The sequence below is a fragment of the Curvibacter soli genome, assembly GCF_029211125.1.
In the GTDB taxonomy this organism is placed as follows: Bacteria; Pseudomonadota; Gammaproteobacteria; order Burkholderiales; family Burkholderiaceae_C; genus Curvibacter_A; species Curvibacter_A soli.
The window spans coordinates 1-16,353 of sequence record NZ_JARGEN010000018.1 but is presented as its reverse complement, the minus strand read 5'-3'; the positions used below and the strand labels follow the sequence as shown (position 1 = coordinate 16,353).

The following is a 16,353-nucleotide window of genomic DNA, read 5'->3' as shown; positions in this document are numbered from 1 at the left end:
GGGCGGGAGGCAACAGTATGCAGAGGGACGTCCAGCCTGCCGCAGGCAGGGTTCCACCTGGCCGGGGATGCTGAATGGATGGATGCGGCGACGGATGGCACCGGCTTGCAGGCGCGCTGGCGAAGGAGGAAGCGGCCCAGCAGAAAGGGGACGAAAGGTAGGACGGGCAAGGCAAATCCCATGCGAATCTCCAAATGGTTCAGAGGTTGGACACAGGCAGGATTGCTGGGTGGGCCGCGCTGCCGCAGGGTCGGCAGCCGCCGCGGCTGCCGTACGCCCGCCACCTGCAGCAGCGCAGTGGGTGGCTCGGGCGGCTACATCAGCATGGTGTTGCGGATCAGGCCCACCGCCAGTCCTTCGATGGCGAAGGGTTCGCCGGGGTGTACGACGATGACGGGGTAGTCGGGGTTTTCGGGCAGCAACTCGATGCTGCTGCCCGTGCGGCGCAGCCGCTTGACGGTGACCTCGTCGCCGAGCCGGGCCACCACGATCTGACCGTTCCGGGCGTCCTGCGTGGCCTGCACAGCGAGCAGGTCGCCGTCCATGATGCCGGCGTCGCGCATGGACATGCCGCGCACCTTGAGCAGGTAGTCGGGCTTTTGCTGGAACAGGCTGTTCTCGACGTAGTAGGTCTGGTCCACGTGCTCCTGGGCCAGAATGGGCGAGCCGGCGGCGACCCGCCCGATGAGCGGCAACGCAAGCTGGGACAGGCCGGGGATGGGCAGGCTGAACTGCGAATCGCGCGAGGCATGCAGGGACTGCAGGGCCGATGCGCGCAGGCGGATGCCGCGCGAGGTGCCGCTGACCAGATCGATCACGCCCTTGCGCGCCAGCGCCTGGAGATGCTCCTCGGCGGCGTTGGCCGACTTGAAGCCCAGCGCCGTGGCGATTTCGGCGCGCGTGGGAGGGGCGCCGGTTTGCGTGATGGCGGTCTGGATCAGGTCCAGAATCTGTTGCTGGCGTGCCGTGAGTTTGGGCGTTTCGCGCATGGTGGGCTCCAAAAAGTCCGAAAGCTGTGCCTAAACACAGTAACTGTATTTTTCAACAGCATTTGGGGAATTGCAAGTGGGTTCTGGAAAAATCGTTGTTTTAGGCACTGGCGGCACCATTGCGGGGGCTTCGCAGACGCGCGGCGACGAGATCGGCTACGCAGCGGGACAGGTCGCCGTCGCGCAGTTGCTGCGCGCGGTGCCGGGGCTGGCAACGGCGCCGCAGCAATGGGTCGCCGAGCAGGTGGCCCAGATCGACAGCAAGGACATGGACTGGCAGGTCTGGCGCAGCCTGGCCCTGCGCTGCGCCCATTGGCTCGGCGATGCGGGCGTGGCGGGCATCGTCATCACCCACGGCACCGATACGCTGGAGGAAACGGCGTTCTTCCTGCAGATGCTGCTGGCTCCGCCTACGCCCGTGGTGCTGGCCTGCGCCATGCGGCCATCGGACGCGCTGGCTCCGGACGGGCCGCAGAACCTGGCCGACGCATTTGCCGCCGCGCGCGCACCGGGCGCCTGCGGCGTGACGGCGGTGTGCGCGGGCCGCATCCACGGCGCGGTGGACGTGCAGAAGGTGCACACCTACCGGCTCGACGCCTTCGGTTCGGGCGATGCGGGGCCCCTGGGCTATGTGGAGGCGGGGCAGGTGCGCATGGTGCGGGACTGGCCTGCGGTCGCGCAGGGGCTGCCGCTGCTGCGCCGCGCGGCGCTGTTGGCGCGGCTGCAAGAAGGCACGCTGGAGCAGCCGCGCGTGGAGGTCATCACGAGCCATGCCGGCGCGGATGGGCGGATCGTCGATGCGCTGCTGGCCGCACCGCAGCCGCCGCAGGGCATCGTTGTCGCGGCCACCGGCAACGGCACCATCCACCATCTGCTGAACCAGGCGCTCGCACGCGCTGCGGCAGCAGGCGTGCGCGTGGTGCGCGCCACGCGCTGCGCGGAGGGGCGCGTCATTCCCGCGCCGCGCGCGCAGGGGGCATGGCAGGATTCGCGCGGGCTGTCCGCCGTAAAGGCCCGCATCGCGCTGATGCTGGAACTGGCTGCGCCGGACTGTTGATCCGGCAGAGTTGAGGCAAGGCGCACGGGAGTCTTTTTGAAACGCGCAAGCGCCGCGAAATACCACCCCAGTGTCCGCAAGTTGGGCGAAGGACGATGCAGATGCGGCACAGGCGGCGGTGGCGGCACAAGCCGATCAACCCAAGAGCGGCCAAGTCAGTCTTGACAGATTGTGGAGGATTTCCGATGTACGAAAGTACATTTCGCGTCGATGACGCGATAGGCAAATTGCCTTGCAACCCAATGGGTTACAACATTTCCTGGCCTTGCCAGGAGCAGGTGCGCAAGTGGGCGCGAATCGGTGGAACGCACCCAAACTCTTGCGTGCGACCGAGGGGTATGGTCGCGTTCGCATTTCCAACCTGTTTGGTTGCGGCTCTGCCGGCTTGGGATGATGCGCGGCACGGACGGGGTGCGGCGGCAGCGGGGCGGCGTATGCGACGCGGACCTTCTTACAAGTCTCACAACGTCCTACAGCATGTATCGGCTGCAGTGGCTACAAATAGGCGATACCGAAAACGGATAGGAGCTAGGCCATGCAAACCAACCACCCAGGGGTTTTCCATCCCATGCCTGCAGTGTCCCATGCAGGCATGCGCGGTTTTGCCGAAAGGCTGCGCCACAGCCCGCTGCTGATCCCCCTGCTGGGCATCCTGGGCATTGCGGTCGTTGCGTTGGCGGCGGCGCTGGTGCTCAGCCATGTGCGCCCTGCGGGCGAGGCGGCGGCCATGGCCCAGGCCGCGGTGGAGCCCGAGGCTGTACTCGATGTGCCCGATGGCGCGGCGGTCGTCACCGCGCCGCCTGGTGTGGGCGCGACCAGGCCCGCGGTGCGCACCAGCCCGCCCGCCCAGGTCGGCACTGCGGCAGCGGCCCGCGCCGCCGCGCCACCTGCGGCCACGGTAGCGGCGGCTGCGCCCATGCCCGCCGCGGCACCGCTCTGCAGCATCTGCGGCACGGTGGAGTCCGTCACGCCCGAGCAGCGTGCCGTGCCCACGTCGGGTGTCGGCGCGGTGGCCGGCGGCGTGGCGGGCGGCCTGCTGGGCAACCAGTTCGGCGGCGGTGGCGGGCGGACGGCGATGACCGTGCTCGGCGCCGTGGGCGGCGGCTTTGCCGGCAATGCCGTCGAGCGCAACATCAAGCGGCAGACGGTCTACGTGACGCGCGTGCGCATGCAGGACGGCACGCTGCGCACTTTCGAGCGCGCGGGCGCCTTCGCGGTCGGCACGCCTGTGCTGGTGGAAGGCCCGCGCATCCGGGTGGCGCCAGAGCCGGCGCAGCGCTGACCACATCCGCCGCTGAAGTCTGAGTGAGAGTCGGCGGGGCAGGGCGGACGGAGTTAAGCTTCGCGCATGACCGCCGCGACGTTCTCCCCGCCATTCACTGCGCCTGACAAGCTCGATGCCGCCTTGCGCGGCACCGGTTTCGCCGTGCTCGACCCGGCATCGGCGGCTGCGTGGGCCGGTTGCAGCATCGCGGAACTCGATGCCCTGCGCCCCGGCTGGGACGATCTGCCGCCCGACGCCTATCTGCGCGACGGCGGGCGCTACCGGCGGCGGCGGCACGCGTGCTTCGTCGTCGCGCAAGGCGGCGCGGTGCGGCAGGCGCCGCACCGCGCGCACTGGCAGCCCGTGGAATACAACGCACTGCATGGCGGCATGCAGCGCTGGTTCGCCTCCATACATGCCGAGTTCGTGGCCCGGCCCGTCTGGACGCGGCTCATGCAGGCGCTGGCGCGCACGGCAGGCGCGCTGGCTGCGGCGCAAGGGCGCGGCAACCCGGGCCCGTGGTTCGTGGAAGCGCACCAGTTCCGCATCGATACCACCGACGGCATCGGCAGGCCCACGCCCGAGGGCGCCCACCGCGACGGCGTGGACCTGGTGGCCGTGTTCCTGGTGGCGCGCACAGACATCAAGGGCGGGGAGACGCGCGTGTTCGAGGCCGACGGCCCGCATGGACAGCGCTTCACGCTCACCGAGCCCTGGTCGCTCATGCTGCTCGACGATGCGCGCATGATCCACGAGTCCACCCCCATCCAGCCCACCGAGGCCGGCGGCCACCGCGACACGCTGGTGCTCACCTGTCGCGCCGGCGGCTTCCAGGGTGACGGCGTGGCGGGAATCTGATTTGACGCGCATCAAGATTCGCCGCGTGAAAGCCGCCACACTGGATTCGTTTTCAACGCAGCACTAAGGAGCATTCCATGTTCAAGCACATCCTGGTTCCGGTCGATGGTTCGCCAACATCCCTTCTGGCAGTCGGCAAGGCCGCGGGTCTGGCCAAGGCGTTCGGCAGCGCGGTGACGGCCATCTACGTCATCGATCCCTATCCGTTCACGGGCGTGGGCACCGATTTCGCCTACGGCCAGGCGCAGTACCTGAGCGCCGCCACGGCAGAGGCCAACGAGGCGCTGGCGCAGACGCGCAAGCAGTTCGAGGACGCCGGCGTATCCATCACCACCACCGTGATCGAGGGCCACGCCGTGCAGCAGGGCATCCTGGAAACCGCAAGCGCCGTGGGCGCGGACCTGATCGTCATGGGCTCGCATGGCCGCCGCGGGCTGGAGAAGCTGGTGCTCGGCAGCGTCACGCAGCGCGTGCTGGCCGCCGTCCACCTGCCAGTGCTGGTGGTGCGCGACTGACCGGACATGGCGCAGTAGCCGGCCCATGCAGCACGACATCCTCATCAACTGGTCGCCGCAGGAAACGCGCGTGGCCGTGGTGGAATACGGTGCCGTGCAGGAGCTGCACCTGGAGCGCACGCTGGAGCGCGGCCTGGTGGGCAACGTCTATCTGGGCCGGGTTTCGCGCGTGCTGCCGGGCATGCAATCGGCCTTCGTCGACATCGGCCTGGAGCGCGCGGCCTTCCTGCACGTGGCGGACGTGTGGCACCGCCACGATGGTGGAGAGCCGCCCGCGATGGCGCGCCGCAACGAGCCGCAAGTGCCAATCGAGAAGCAGGTGTTCGAAGGCCAGCCGCTCATGGTGCAGGTCATCAAGGAGCCCATCGGCACCAAGGGCGCGCGGCTGTCCACCCAGATCAGCGTGGCCGGGCGGCTGCTGGTCTTCCTGCCGCAGGACGACCACGTGGGCGTGTCGCAGAAGATCCCGGCGGCAGAACGCGAGGCGCTGCGCGCGCGCCTGCAGGCTCTGGCGGGCGGGGGCGGGGGCGGGGGCTTCATCCTGCGCACCAATGCCGAGGATGCGAGCGATGCCGAACTCTCCGAGGACATCGCCTACCTGCGCAAGACCTGGGCGCGCATCAAGGACGCCGCGCAGCGCCAGCCCGCCGCGTCGCTGCTGCACCAGGACCTCAGCCTGCTGCAGCGCGTGCTGCGCGACCTGGTGAGCGAGGAGACGCAGACCATCCGCATCGATTCGCGCGAACAGTTCGAGGCCCTGCGCGAGTTCGGCCGCGAGTTCATGCCCGCGGCGGCGGCGCGGCTGCAGCACTACAAGGGCGAGCGACCCATCTTCGACCTCTACGCGATCGACGAGGAAACCGCCCGCGCCCTGGGGCGGCGCGTGGATTTGAAATCCGGCGGCTACCTCATCGTGGACCAGACCGAGGCGCTGACCACCTTCGACGTGAACACCGGCGCCTATGTGGGCGCCCGCAACTTCGACGACACGATCTTCAAGACCAACCTGGAGGCCGCGCAGGCCATCGCGCGCCAACTGCGCCTGCGCAACCTGGGGGGCATCATCATCGTGGACTTCATCGACATGGGGCGCGAGGACCACCAGCAGGCCGTGCTGGCGGAGCTGCGCAAGCAGCTCGCGCGCGACCGCGTGAAGACCACGGCGGGCGGCTTTTCGCAGCTCGGCCTGGTGGAGATGACGCGCAAGCGCACGCGCGAGTCGCTGGCCCACATGCTCTGCGAGCCCTGCGAGGTATGCCGCGGCTCGGGCCAGGTGAAGACCGCGCGCAGCGTGACCTACGACATCCTGCGCGAGATACTGCGCGAAGCGCGGCAGTTCAATCCGCGCGAGTTCCGCATCGTGGCCTCGCCCAAGGTGGTGGAACTGTTCCTCGACGAGGAAAGCCAGCACCTCGCGGCGCTGTCGGACTTTATCGGCAAGCCGATCTCGCTGCAGGCCGAAACGGCCATGGGGCAGGAGCAGTACGACATCGTGTTGCACTGAGCGCATCGGCACGGTCGGACACGCGGGCCTCAAGCGGCTGGAACAACCGGACCGGGCCTTGCGGCAGGCTTCGAGGGCCGCCGATGGTTCCGTGATGGTTTTGTCACGCCGCTGGTAAAGAATGGATGCGCGGGCCCGGCGCGGGCCCGTCCCCATCTCGCTCCGCGCGTTCTCTCAAGAAGGAAATCATGACGATGACCCTCACCCAGACCCCCAAAAGTTTGTCCAGAAAAATGACCTATGGCGTTGTTTTTCTCCTGCTTCTGACGACGGTGGTGGTCGTGGGCGTCATGTCGCTGCGCGTGCAGCCCCGTGTCATCCAGGTCAGCGGCGAACTCATCGAGCAGACGGGTACCGCCATCGTCGGGGAAATGTCCCGGCAGTTGGCCCGCACCCAGGGCGTGACGGTCAGCGTCGCGCGGCTGGCGGAATCCTTGCCGCCTGACGAGCAGGTCTACAAGACCGTGGCACCCGCCATCATCGACGACCAGGGCAACACGGCGCTGGCGGGCGGCGGCATATGGCCGGAACCCGGCAGGTTCACGCAAGGCGTCGAGCGCCGCAGTTTCTTCTGGGCGCGGGACGCCTCGAGCCGCCTGGTCTTCAGCGACGACTACAACGCACCCTCCGGAGCCGGCTACCACGGCGAGGGCTGGTACACGGGCGCCCGTGGCAAGCCCGGCAACGCTTGCGTCTGGTCGGATGCCTACCAGGACCCGGTTTCGCATGTCGCCATGGTCACGTGCAGCGTTCCCTACCAGTTGTCCGGCAGCTTCGCCGGCGTGGCCACCACCGACATGGCGCTGGACGGCATCGCGCGCTTTCTGGAGCAGCGCGGCAGCACCACGGGCGGCTATGCCTTCGCGGTGGATGCCACGGGGCAGTTGCTGTGGTTTCCCGGCTTGGCCTCCAAGGAAATGACCACCCTGGAAAAGCTGGCCGGCGCACAGACATGGCTGCAACCCGTCGCGGCCCGGCTGCCGTCACTTTCGGACAAGGTCACCGTCGACCTGGACCATGACGAGCGCCTGGGCGGCGCCTCCAAGGTGGCGCTGTTCCGCATGCCTGAAACAGGCTGGGTCATCGGGTTGGCGACGCCCGAGGAACGCTATATCTACCTTGCCAACGCCACCATGCGGGACATCCTCGTCTTCCTGCTGCCGCTGCTGGCCGCGGTGCTGGCCTTCGCTTGGCTTTGGGGGCGGCACGTCATCCGGCGGCTGGACGCGACCCGGCAGGCCCTGGACGAAATCTCCCATGGCGACGGCGACTTGGCCCGCCGCCTAGTGGACCCCCAGCGCGACGAGATCGCCGGCGTCGCGCTGGCCTTCAACCGCTTCGTCGACAAGCTGTCCAGGGTCCTGCTCAGCGTGCGCGGCAGCAGCGATTTTGTGGCCCAGGCCGTCTCCCGCCTGGACGCGGACAACCAGAACCTCGCGTCGCGCACGAGCCAGCAGGCTACCGCCATGGAGGAAAGCGCGGCGGCCCTGGAGCAGCTCATGTCCTCGGTGCAGCAGAATGCCGAGAACATCCACGTGGCCGACAAGATGGTCAACGAGACCGTCGAATTCGTCGAAGAAAACGGCATGGCCATGCGCAAGGTCGTCGGCGTGATGAACGAGATCGAGACCTCTTCGCGGAAAGTCTCGGAAATCATCGGCGTCATCAACAGCATCGCCTTCCAGACCAACATCCTGGCGCTCAACGCCGCAGTGGAAGCGGCCCGCGCCGGCGAACAGGGCCCCGCGGCTTCGCCGTCGTGGCCACCGAGGTCCGGGCGCTCGCCCAGCGCAGCGCCGCCGCCGCCGCGGAGATCAAGACGCTCATCGGCGAATCCGTGGACAGCGTGCGCACCGGCGGTCAACTGGTGCGCGCAGCGGAACAGAACATGGGGCAGTTGCAAGCCAATGTGCACAAGACGCGGACGGCCATCGCCGAAATCCGCCTGGCGGGCGACGAGCAGAAGAAGGGCCTCTCGGAGGTGACAGACGCGGTGTCCCAGATAGACGGCGTCGTCCAGCAGAACGCCGCGATGGTCAACGACGCCGCCCAGACCACGCGCGAACTCAGCGTGGAAGCTCGGCAGCTGGCCGAGCTGGTCGGCAGCTTCCGGCTGGAGGAGGCCGACGGCGGCGCTCCGGCCCCGGAACACCGGGCACGGGCAATCCAGACGCGCCTGCTCAATGAGGCATGACGGGGTCGGGACGCCCGGCTTGCACTGCACCGACTTGGCAGAGGCGGTTGACCGCTGCTTCTGCGCGGTGAAGGGGAAAAGGCACACCCAGGCCGCTTTGCCATCGTGTTGCACTGATTTTACTATCAATATAATAGCTATTACCCAAGTAAATACGGGCGCTGGAGCCATTTTTCATGCATAAGAAATGGAGCCCCCGCCACAGCGTGGTGTTTGCCGTGCGTGGTAGTTTTCGCGGCTTGCGTTTCCTCTCGTGAACTGCGCGCCCCGAGCTGCGATGCGCTCTGGCGCCGCCCTGCATGCACCACATGGCGTCTTCTTCCTCCTCTTCCCCATTGCCTGCCTCGGCTCCATTGCACCCCGGCATCTCGGCGGGCCTGACCCTCCTGTTCGCCGCCGCCTGCGGGCTGTCGGTGGCCAACATCTACTACGCCCAGCCGCTGATCGCGCCGATCGCCCAGGCGCTGTCGCTGCCCGCCAGCCTGGCGGGGCTGATCATGACGCTCACACAGCTCGGCTACGGCCTCGGGCTGCTGCTGGTCGTGCCGCTGGCCGACGTGGTGGAGAACCGCCGCCTCATCGTGGTGGCGCTCGGCGGCGTGGTGCTGGGGCTGGTGGGCGTGGCGTGCTCCACGTCGGCTGCCACTTTCATGGCCGCCGCGCTGCTGGTGGGCGTGAGCACGGTGGCCACGCAGATCATGGTGCCGTTCGCATCGCTGCTGGCGCCCGACGCCACGCGCGGCAAGGTGGTGGGCAACATCTTGGGCGGGCTGCTGGCGGGCATCATGCTCGCGCGCCCTTTCGCCAGCAGCGTGGCGGCGCTGTGGGGCTGGCGGACAGTGTTCGCCATCTCGGCGGCGCTCATGCTGGTGCTGATGGCCGTGCTGCACCGCATGCTGCCGCAGCGGCGACCCATGGCGGCGCAGAGCTACGGGCGCATCCTGGCATCGCTGCCTTCCATCGTGCGGCGCACGCCGCTGCTGCGCCGCCGCGCCGCGTACCAGGGGGCGATGTTTGCGGGCTTCAACGCGTTCTGGACCGGCGTGCCGCTGCTGCTGGCGCATGCCTTCGGCATGGGCCAGCACGGCATCGCCGCCTTCGCGCTGGCCGGTGCTGCGGGTGCGCTGGTCGCGCCATGGGCGGGCCGGCTGGCCGACCGGGGGCTGACGCGCGCCGCCACAGGCTGGGCGCTCGCCTGCGCCGTGCTGGCGTTCGGGCTGGCGGGCTGGGCCGGCTACAGCCGCTCGCTGCCGGGCCTGGTGGCGGCCGCGCTGGTGCTGGACGCGGCGGTGCAGGTCTGCCAGGTGCTGAGCCTGCGCAGCATCTACATGCTGGCGCCAGAGCTGCGCGGACGGCTCAACGGCCTGTTCATGACCATGGTGTTCGTGTGCGGTGCGGTGGCATCGGGGCTGTCGACTGCCGTGTACACGCTGGCTGGCTGGCCCGCGCTGGCGGCCATGGGCGCGGCGTTCATCGCCGTGGCGTTGGCGTTCTATGCGACGGAGTTCGCAGCGCGCAAGTGATTTCAGTTATCCATGGCGCTCGCGCGCCACCCGTATCGCATGAAACTGGCGCAGCCCAATGCCAGGGATACCGCGCAACCGGCTTTGCCGGGCCGCTGGTATCGCCCCCGGCGAGGGGGTTGGCGGCCACACGCAGTGGGCGAGCCTGGGGGAGTGTTCCATCTCAGACGGCTGATTTCGCATGCAGGTAGGCGTACATGCCGCCCTGGCGCATCAGCTCTTCATGCGTGCCGGCCTCGACAATGCGGCCCCGTTCCATGACTACCACGCGGTCCGCATGCTCGATGGTGGACAGGCGGTGGGCGATGACCAGCGTGGTGCGGCCATGCATGAGCCGCTGCAGCGCGTCCTGCACCAGCCGCTCGGAGACCGTGTCGAGCGCTGACGTGGCTTCGTCGAGGATCAGGATCGGTGCGTCCTTGTAGAGTGCCCGCGCGATCGCCAGCCGCTGGCGCTGGCCGCCCGACAACTGCGCGGCGTTGTGGCCCACCACGGTGTGCATGCCCTGCGGCTGCGCGCCCACGTAGTCGCCCAGGTTGGCGGCCTGCAGTGCATGGGCCACGCGTGCTTCGTCCACCGCCTGGCCCATGGCGACGTTGGCGGCAATGGTGTCGTTGAGCATCACCACGTCCTGGCTCACCATGGCGAACTGGGCCCGCAGGTGGCGCAACTGCCATTGCGCGATGTCCTGCCCATCGAGCAGCACCTGCCCGCCCGTGGGCAGCACGAAGCGCGGCAGCAGGTTGGCGAGGGTGGTCTTGCCCGAGCCCGATGCGCCCACCAGCGCCACCACTTCGCCAGGGCGGATGGCGAGGCTCACGTGGTCGAGCGCCGACGCGGCGCCTTCCCTGTAGACCACGCTCACGTCGCGCAGCTCGATGCCCGTGCCACCCGAGGCGGGCACCAGCGGGCCATCGGCCTCGGGATTCACGTCCTCGATCAGCGAAAGGCCGCGTTCGAGCGCCGCCACGCCGCGCGTCAGCGGGTTGGCGATCTCGGCCATGCGGCGGATGGGGGCGATGAGCATCAGCATGGCCGTGATGAAGGCCACGAAGCTGCCCACCGTCACGCCGGCCACGCCCGCCGTGCCGCGGCTTTGCCACAGGGCCACGCAGATCACGGCGGACAGCGCCACCGCGGCCAGCAACTGCGTGAGCGGCGTCATGGCGGCAGAGGCGATGGTGGCCTTGACGGCCAGTTGCCGCAGGCTGCGGCTCAGGCGGTCGAAGCGCGCGGCCTGGCTCTCCTGCGCGTCGTGCAGCCGCACCATGCGGTGCGCCAGCACGTTTTCTTCCACCACGTAGGCGAGGTCGTCGGTGGCCTGCTGGCTGGTCTTGGTGAGCTTATAGAGGCGGCGCGAGAGTACTTTCATGATCCACGCCACGCCCGGCACGAGCACCGCGACGATCAGCGTCAACTGCCAGTTCAGGTACAGCAGGTAGCCCAGCAGCGCGACCAGCGTGAAACCATCGCGCGAGATGCCCAGCAGCGCATGCACCAGCAGCGTGGCGCCGGTTTGCACTTCATACACCACGGTGTTGGACAGCGCACTGGCCGACTGGCGTGAGAACAGCCCCATCTCCGCCGACAGCAGGCGCTGGAACATCGCGCGGCGCAGCACCAGCATGCCTTCGTTGGCGATGCGCGCCAGCGCGTACTGCGACGCGAACTGCGCGATCCCGCGCACCGCGAACAGGCTGATCAGCGCCGCGGGCACCTGCCACAAGCGCATGCTGCCGTCGGTAAACCCGTGGTCGAGCAGGGGCTTGAGGAAGGCTGGTATCAGCGGCTCGGTTACCGCTGCCACCAGCGCGGCCAGCACGGCGACGGCCCAGGCCGCGCGCTGGCTGGCGAAATAGGTGGAAAGCCGCTTCAGGCGGGACCAGAGGGAGCGCGATGCGACGGGCACATGAGCCGTTGGTTCAAGGAGGCCGGATGCTTGCATGAAGCGCAGATTCTAGGCGCGCGAAACGCTGCAGCCTACAGATTGTCACAGCGTGGAATGCCCGGTGTGTAACATTCAGGGCTTTCGCGAGTTAGCACAGTTCACGCTTGCCGATGACTATTTCCTCCGACCGCCTCAGCGCCTTGTCTTCTTCCGCGGTCGCTCCGCAATGGCGCCGCCGTATTCTTGCCGCCGCCCTGGCCTGCACCCCTTTCGCACCTGCCCTGGCGCAGTTCCGGGTCGAAGTAACGGGTGTGGGGCTGACGCAGATCCCCATCGCGATCGCGCCGTTCAAGGGCGAAGCCCAATCCCCGCAGAAAATCGCTGCCATCGTGCAGGCCGATCTGGAGCGCAGCGGTCAGTTCCGCAGCGTGGACGCGGCGGGCGCGGCGCTCGACGAAACATCGCGCCCGGACCTCGCGCAGTGGCGCCAGAAGACCGCCGACGCGCTGGCTTCAGGCAGCGTGACGCGTCTGGCCGATGGCCGCTACGACGTGCGCTTTCGCCTGTGGGATGTGGTGCGCGGGCAGGATCTGGGTGGCCAGAGCTACGTGATACCCCAGGGCGACTTGCGGCTCGTGGCGCATCGCGTATCCGACTTCATCTATGAAAAGCTCACGGGCGAAAAGGGCGTCTTTTCCACCCGCATCGCCTACGTGACCAAGGCCGGCACACGCTACAGCCTGTGGGTGGCCGATGCCGACGGCGAGAATGCACAGGCGGCGCTGACGAGCCCCGAGCCGATCATTTCGCCGGCCTGGTCGCCCTCGGGCGGGCAGTTGGCCTACGTGTCTTTCGAGTCGCGCAAGCCCGTGGTGTATGTGCACGACGTGGTCAGCGGCCGCCGCCGCCTGGTGGCCAACTTCCGCGGCTCCAACAGCGCGCCGGCCTGGTCGCCCGACGGGCGTTCGCTGGCCGTGACGCTGAGTCGCGACGGCGGCTCGCAGCTCTATACCATCGATGCCAACGGCGGCGAACCGCGCCGGCTGATCCAGAGCGCGGGCATCGACACCGAGCCCGTGTATTCCGCCGATGGCCGCAGCATCTATTTCGTCAGCGACCGTGGCGGCGCACCGCAGATCTACCGCATGCCCGCCAGCGGCGGCAACGCGGAGCGCGTGACCTTCGCCGGCAGCTACAACATTTCCCCCGCGGTCAGTCCCGATGGCCGTTGGCTGGCCTATATCTCGCGCATCGGCGGGGCGTTCAAGCTCCAGGTGATGGAACTCGGCACGGGGGCCGCCAACTCCATCACCGACACGTCCGCCGACGAGAGCCCAAGTTTCGCGCCCAACGGACGCCTGATCGTCTACGCCACCCAGCAGGGCGGGCGCGAGACCCTCGTGACGACCACGCTGGACGGAAAAATCAAGGCCCGCCTCGCTGGGCAGGGCGGAGACATACGCGAGCCCGATTGGGGCCCGTTCCAGAAATAAGCGCTTTGTTTTCCTCGTTTTGCAACATCACTTGCCATACCCGGCATCCAGGAGAAATTTCAATCATGATGACCCGCCAACGCACAGTCGCGGCCTTGCTTCTGACGGCGCTGCTCGCCGGCTGCAGCTCGGGCGTGAAGCTCAACGACGTACCCGTGGAAGACAGGTCCGCCACCGCCACCACCGCGACGAGCGGCGCCAATCCCGGCAACACTGCGCAGAGCAACGTGGCCGGCGTCAACCTCGACCAGTCGGTTGCCAACGCCCAAGGGCCCATCGGCGTGGCGCGCGTCGTGTACTTCGACTTCGACAGCTATGTTGTCAAGCCCGAGTTCCAGTCGGTCGTCGAAGCCCATGCCCGCTTCCTCAAGGCCAACGCCAATCGCAAGGTCGTGATCGAAGGCCACACCGACGAGCGCGGCGGGCGCGAATACAACCTGGCCCTGGGCCAGCGCCGCGCCGAAGCCGTGCAGCGTTCGCTGACTCTGCTGGGCGTGAGCGCGGCGCAGGTCGAATCGGTGAGCTTCGGCAAGGAAAAGCCCGCCAATCCCGGCCATGATGAAGAGGCGATGGCGCAGAACCGCCGTGCCGAAATCTCCTACCGCTGATGCCAGCGATGCGTGCAGCCTCTCTGCGGCATACCTGTCTTGCCCTGGCCGTAGCGGCTGCGGGCCTGTGCGCATCCCAGGCGCGGGCGGCGCTGTTCGAGGACGACGAGGCGCGCCGCGCCATCCTCGAATTGCGCCAGCGCGTCGATGTCTTGCAGTCTGCCAACCAGCGGGCCAGCGACGATCTGCGCCGCTCCGGCGATGACAGCTCGCAACTGCGCCGCAGCCTGCTCGACCTGCAGTCCCAGATCGAGACGCTGCGCTCGGACATGGCCACGCTGCGCGGCCAGAACGAACAGTTGCAGCGCGACGTGAGCGAGCTGCAGCAGCGCCAGAAGGACATCGCGCAGGGCGTGGACGATCGGCTCAAGCAGTTCGAGCCCGTGTCGGTATCGGTGGACGGTCGCGCCTTCCAGGCCAACCCTGCCGAGAAGCGCGACTACGAAGCCGCGCTTGCGCTGTTTCGCGGCGGCAACTTCGCTGGCGCGCAGACCGGCTTCGCCGACTTCCTGCGCCGCTACCCGAAGAGCGGCTATGGGCCGTCAGCCCTGTTCTGGCTCGGCAACTCGCAGTACGCCACGCGCGACTACAAGGAAGCCGTCACAAACTTCCGCTCGCTGCTCTCCGCCGCGCCCGACCATGCGCGCGCGCCCGAGGCGGCCTTGTCGATCGCCAACTGCCAGATCGAACTCAAGTACGTACGTGCCGCGCGCAAGACACTGGAAGACCTGGTCAAGGCTTATCCGCAGTCGGAAGCCGCGGGCGCAGCCAAGGAGCGCCTGGCGCGCTTGAAGTGACGTGCGAGGCCGCCGGCGTGGATGCATACACCGACGATGCGCCCGACCTGCAGCGCCGTTTCGGCGGCATGGAGCGTCTCTACGGCATGCAGGGCGCCCGGGCGGTCCGCGATGCCCACGTCATGGTCGTCGGCATCGGCGGTGTTGGTTCCTGGTCCGCGGAGGCGCTTGCGCGCAGCGGCGTAGGACGCCTGACGCTGGTAGACCTGGATCACGTTTCCGAGTCCAACATCAACCGGCAGGTCCATGCGCTCACATCCACCGTCGGCCAAGCCAAGGTGGTGGCCATGCGCGAGCGCATCGCGCAGATCAATCCGGCCTGTGAGGTTGCCGTTGTGGAGGACTTTGTGAGCCCGGCCAACTGGCGTGCGACGGTCACAGCCCATCCCGTGGACGCCGTGATCGACGCCTGCGACCAGGCACAGGCCAAGACGGCCATGGCCGCATGGGCCCGCGCGGAGCGGGCGCTTTTCATGGCCGTGGGCGCGGCAGGCGGCAAGCGCCTGGCGCACAAGGTGGACATTGACGATCTGGCGCACACCACGCACGACCCCTTGCTGGCGCAACTGCGCTACCAACTCCGCAAGCACCATGGTGCACCGCGCGAAGGTCGCAGGATCGGCATTGCATGCGTTTTCAGCCGGGAAGCCGTTGCCGCGCCCGACGCTGCGTGCGCCGTGGAAGGGGATGGCACGCTTAACTGCCATGGCTATGGTTCGGTGGTCAGCGTGACGGCCACGTTCGGGCTGTGCGCAGCAGGGTGGGTGATAGACGGGCTGGCTGCGCGCGGGCGGAAAGCGCTTGCCGGCAATATATAATCGCAGGCTTCGCTGGCTAGGCCCCTAGTTGGCAAGGGGGACGTTAGCTCAGTTGGTAGAGCAGCGGACTTTTAATCCGTTTGTCGTGGGTTCGACCCCCGCACGTCCCACCAAAATTTTGGTTATGAATCAAGCACTTAGCGCAGAAATGCCTAGGTGCTTTTTTCTTGTCTAAACGCCATTGCTACTCTATTGCTACCGGCTGGAGTGACGGCCAATGACTTCGCACGTAGTTGCTACCATGCCTGCATGAAGCACGCTGAACCGGAGTCATCCCCACTTGCCGTCCAACTTTTGCGCCATGCGCTTAGCCTGGACTTGTCGGTAGCTTATGCGCCAGACGGCCAAGTGATCGTCTCCAGGGGTACTGCGCCCACAGTGGCGATGAATGATCCCAGTGCTGCGTCGGAAGACTTTGTTGGAGACGATGCCAACGAAGACTTTGACTTTGAAGAGGGGCTGCGTCGCATCGAATACTGGGCGAAGTGGGCAGTCTCCGATGACTATCCTGTCCCTGGTGAACAAAACTGGCGGCGTTGGGCCTGGGAATTTTTGCGCCGCAACGAGCAATACGCACTGCTTGCAACGTGGATGAACGGTCTGCCTGATGGAATCAGACTAAGAGAAGAACCCGAAGCCGATGACTTACTTGAGCATGTGCTTTGTAACCCAGCTCCGTTGGCCGGACAGCGAACGATAGGCGACTACATGGGGCATTGCCGAACTAACGGTATTCACGCCGTGATCGCTATGCCAATCCTGGTTCTGCGGCATTGCTGCAATCCACCGAAGTTAAGATAAAATACATGCTGTAACTGCTTGATTTAATTAAGTTTATTTTTCTG

The 16,353-nt window shown here is 67.3% G+C and carries 14 protein-coding genes, 1 tRNA gene and 2 pseudogenes; 15 read left to right on the top strand and 2 right to left on the bottom strand.

What is annotated here, in order from left to right; all coding sequences use genetic code 11:
* Window positions 1-314: 314 nt before the first annotated feature.
* A complete protein-coding gene (lexA, locus tag PY257_RS04180; protein ID WP_275739168.1) occupies window positions 315-989 on the bottom strand; it encodes a transcriptional repressor LexA in 675 nt (224 codons plus the stop codon).
* A 70-nt stretch (window positions 990-1,059) separates the two neighbouring features.
* Here lexA and PY257_RS04175 point away from each other — a divergent pair, with 70 nt between their 5' ends.
* The 9 genes and pseudogenes from PY257_RS04175 (at window position 1,060) to PY257_RS04140 (ending at window position 9,904) form a co-directional block, all read left to right on the top strand.
* A complete protein-coding gene (locus PY257_RS04175; protein WP_275739166.1) occupies window positions 1,060-2,046 on the top strand; it encodes an asparaginase in 987 nt (328 codons plus the stop codon).
* A 568-nt stretch (window positions 2,047-2,614) separates the two neighbouring features.
* The gene (locus PY257_RS04170; RefSeq protein WP_275739165.1) at window positions 2,615-3,328 is read left to right on the top strand and encodes a glycine zipper 2TM domain-containing protein; all 714 of its coding nucleotides are present in this window, start codon (window positions 2,615-2,617) and stop codon (window positions 3,326-3,328) included.
* 66 nt (window positions 3,329-3,394) lie between these two features.
* The gene (locus PY257_RS04165; protein ID WP_275739163.1) at window positions 3,395-4,168 is read left to right on the top strand and encodes a 2OG-Fe dioxygenase family protein; all 774 of its coding nucleotides are present in this window, start codon (window positions 3,395-3,397) and stop codon (window positions 4,166-4,168) included.
* Between the two features lie 44 nt (window positions 4,169-4,212).
* A complete protein-coding gene (locus PY257_RS04160; protein ID WP_419095655.1) occupies window positions 4,213-4,683 on the top strand; it encodes a universal stress protein in 471 nt (156 codons plus the stop codon).
* 25 nt (window positions 4,684-4,708) lie between these two features.
* The gene (gene rng, locus PY257_RS04155; protein WP_275739159.1) at window positions 4,709-6,187 is read left to right on the top strand and encodes a ribonuclease G; all 1,479 of its coding nucleotides are present in this window, start codon (window positions 4,709-4,711) and stop codon (window positions 6,185-6,187) included.
* 125 nt (window positions 6,188-6,312) lie between these two features.
* Window positions 6,313-7,869, top strand: a pseudogene (locus PY257_RS04150) (methyl-accepting chemotaxis protein); the annotation flags it as partial.
* A 77-nt stretch (window positions 7,870-7,946) separates the two neighbouring features.
* A pseudogene (locus PY257_RS16320) lies at window positions 7,947-8,141 on the top strand (methyl-accepting chemotaxis protein); the annotation flags it as partial.
* Between the two features lie 39 nt (window positions 8,142-8,180).
* Window positions 8,181-8,381: a hypothetical protein gene (locus tag PY257_RS04145; RefSeq protein WP_275739155.1), complete on the top strand. Its 201-nt coding sequence runs from the start codon at window positions 8,181-8,183 to the stop codon at window positions 8,379-8,381.
* A 308-nt stretch (window positions 8,382-8,689) separates the two neighbouring features.
* On the top strand, window positions 8,690-9,904 hold the full coding sequence (locus tag PY257_RS04140; protein WP_275739153.1) for an MFS transporter: 1,215 nt from the start codon (window positions 8,690-8,692) through the stop codon (window positions 9,902-9,904).
* 163 nt (window positions 9,905-10,067) lie between these two features.
* On the opposite strand, the gene msbA is transcribed toward PY257_RS04140, so the two are convergent.
* Window positions 10,068-11,849, bottom strand: coding sequence for a lipid A export permease/ATP-binding protein MsbA (gene msbA, locus PY257_RS04135; protein WP_275739151.1), 1,782 nt, complete (start codon window positions 11,847-11,849; stop codon window positions 10,068-10,070).
* Between the two features lie 113 nt (window positions 11,850-11,962).
* On the opposite strand from msbA, the gene tolB reads away from it, so the two are divergent.
* The 6 genes from tolB (at window position 11,963) to PY257_RS04105 (ending at window position 16,309) form a co-directional block, all read left to right on the top strand.
* Window positions 11,963-13,285 carry a Tol-Pal system beta propeller repeat protein TolB gene (gene tolB / locus PY257_RS04130; protein WP_275739149.1) on the top strand — a complete coding sequence of 441 codons (1,323 nt, stop codon included), beginning with the start codon at window positions 11,963-11,965 and terminating at the stop codon, window positions 13,283-13,285.
* Window positions 13,286-13,350: 65 nt separating this feature from the next.
* A complete protein-coding gene (gene pal, locus PY257_RS04125) occupies window positions 13,351-13,893 on the top strand; it encodes a peptidoglycan-associated lipoprotein Pal (RefSeq protein WP_275739147.1) in 543 nt (180 codons plus the stop codon).
* Window positions 13,894-13,901: 8 nt separating this feature from the next.
* On the top strand, window positions 13,902-14,690 hold the full coding sequence (gene ybgF, locus PY257_RS04120; protein ID WP_275739145.1) for a tol-pal system protein YbgF: 789 nt from the start codon (window positions 13,902-13,904) through the stop codon (window positions 14,688-14,690).
* Between the two features lie 68 nt (window positions 14,691-14,758).
* Window positions 14,759-15,508, top strand: coding sequence for a tRNA threonylcarbamoyladenosine dehydratase (locus PY257_RS04115; RefSeq protein WP_275739293.1), 750 nt, complete (start codon window positions 14,759-14,761; stop codon window positions 15,506-15,508).
* A 37-nt stretch (window positions 15,509-15,545) separates the two neighbouring features.
* Window positions 15,546-15,621: transfer RNA gene (locus PY257_RS04110), tRNA-Lys, on the top strand.
* A gap of 136 nt (window positions 15,622-15,757) precedes the next feature.
* Window positions 15,758-16,309: a hypothetical protein gene (locus PY257_RS04105; protein ID WP_275739143.1), complete on the top strand. Its 552-nt coding sequence runs from the start codon at window positions 15,758-15,760 to the stop codon at window positions 16,307-16,309.
* The last annotated feature ends 44 nt before the right edge of the window (window positions 16,310-16,353 follow it).

Excerpts from the sequence above, each read along its gene's own strand:
- rng (WP_275739159.1), top strand. The coding sequence starts at position 4,709 with ATGCAGCACGACATCCTCATCAACTGGTCGCCGCAGGAAACGCGCGTG.
- PY257_RS04115 (WP_275739293.1), top strand. The coding sequence starts at position 14,759 with ATGGAGCGTCTCTACGGCATGCAGGGCGCCCGGGCGGTCCGCGATGCC.
- PY257_RS04140 (WP_275739153.1), top strand. The coding sequence starts at position 8,690 with ATGGCGTCTTCTTCCTCCTCTTCCCCATTGCCTGCCTCGGCTCCATTG.
- PY257_RS04105 (WP_275739143.1), top strand. The coding sequence starts at position 15,758 with ATGAAGCACGCTGAACCGGAGTCATCCCCACTTGCCGTCCAACTTTTG.
- ybgF (WP_275739145.1), top strand. The coding sequence starts at position 13,902 with ATGCGTGCAGCCTCTCTGCGGCATACCTGTCTTGCCCTGGCCGTAGCG.
- lexA (WP_275739168.1), bottom strand. The coding sequence starts at position 989 with ATGCGCGAAACGCCCAAACTCACGGCACGCCAGCAACAGATTCTGGAC.
- PY257_RS04170 (WP_275739165.1), top strand. The coding sequence starts at position 2,615 with ATGCCTGCAGTGTCCCATGCAGGCATGCGCGGTTTTGCCGAAAGGCTG.
- msbA (WP_275739151.1), bottom strand. The coding sequence starts at position 11,849 with ATGCAAGCATCCGGCCTCCTTGAACCAACGGCTCATGTGCCCGTCGCA.
- tolB (WP_275739149.1), top strand. The coding sequence starts at position 11,963 with ATGACTATTTCCTCCGACCGCCTCAGCGCCTTGTCTTCTTCCGCGGTC.
- PY257_RS04165 (WP_275739163.1), top strand. The coding sequence starts at position 3,395 with ATGACCGCCGCGACGTTCTCCCCGCCATTCACTGCGCCTGACAAGCTC.
- pal (WP_275739147.1), top strand. The coding sequence starts at position 13,351 with ATGATGACCCGCCAACGCACAGTCGCGGCCTTGCTTCTGACGGCGCTG.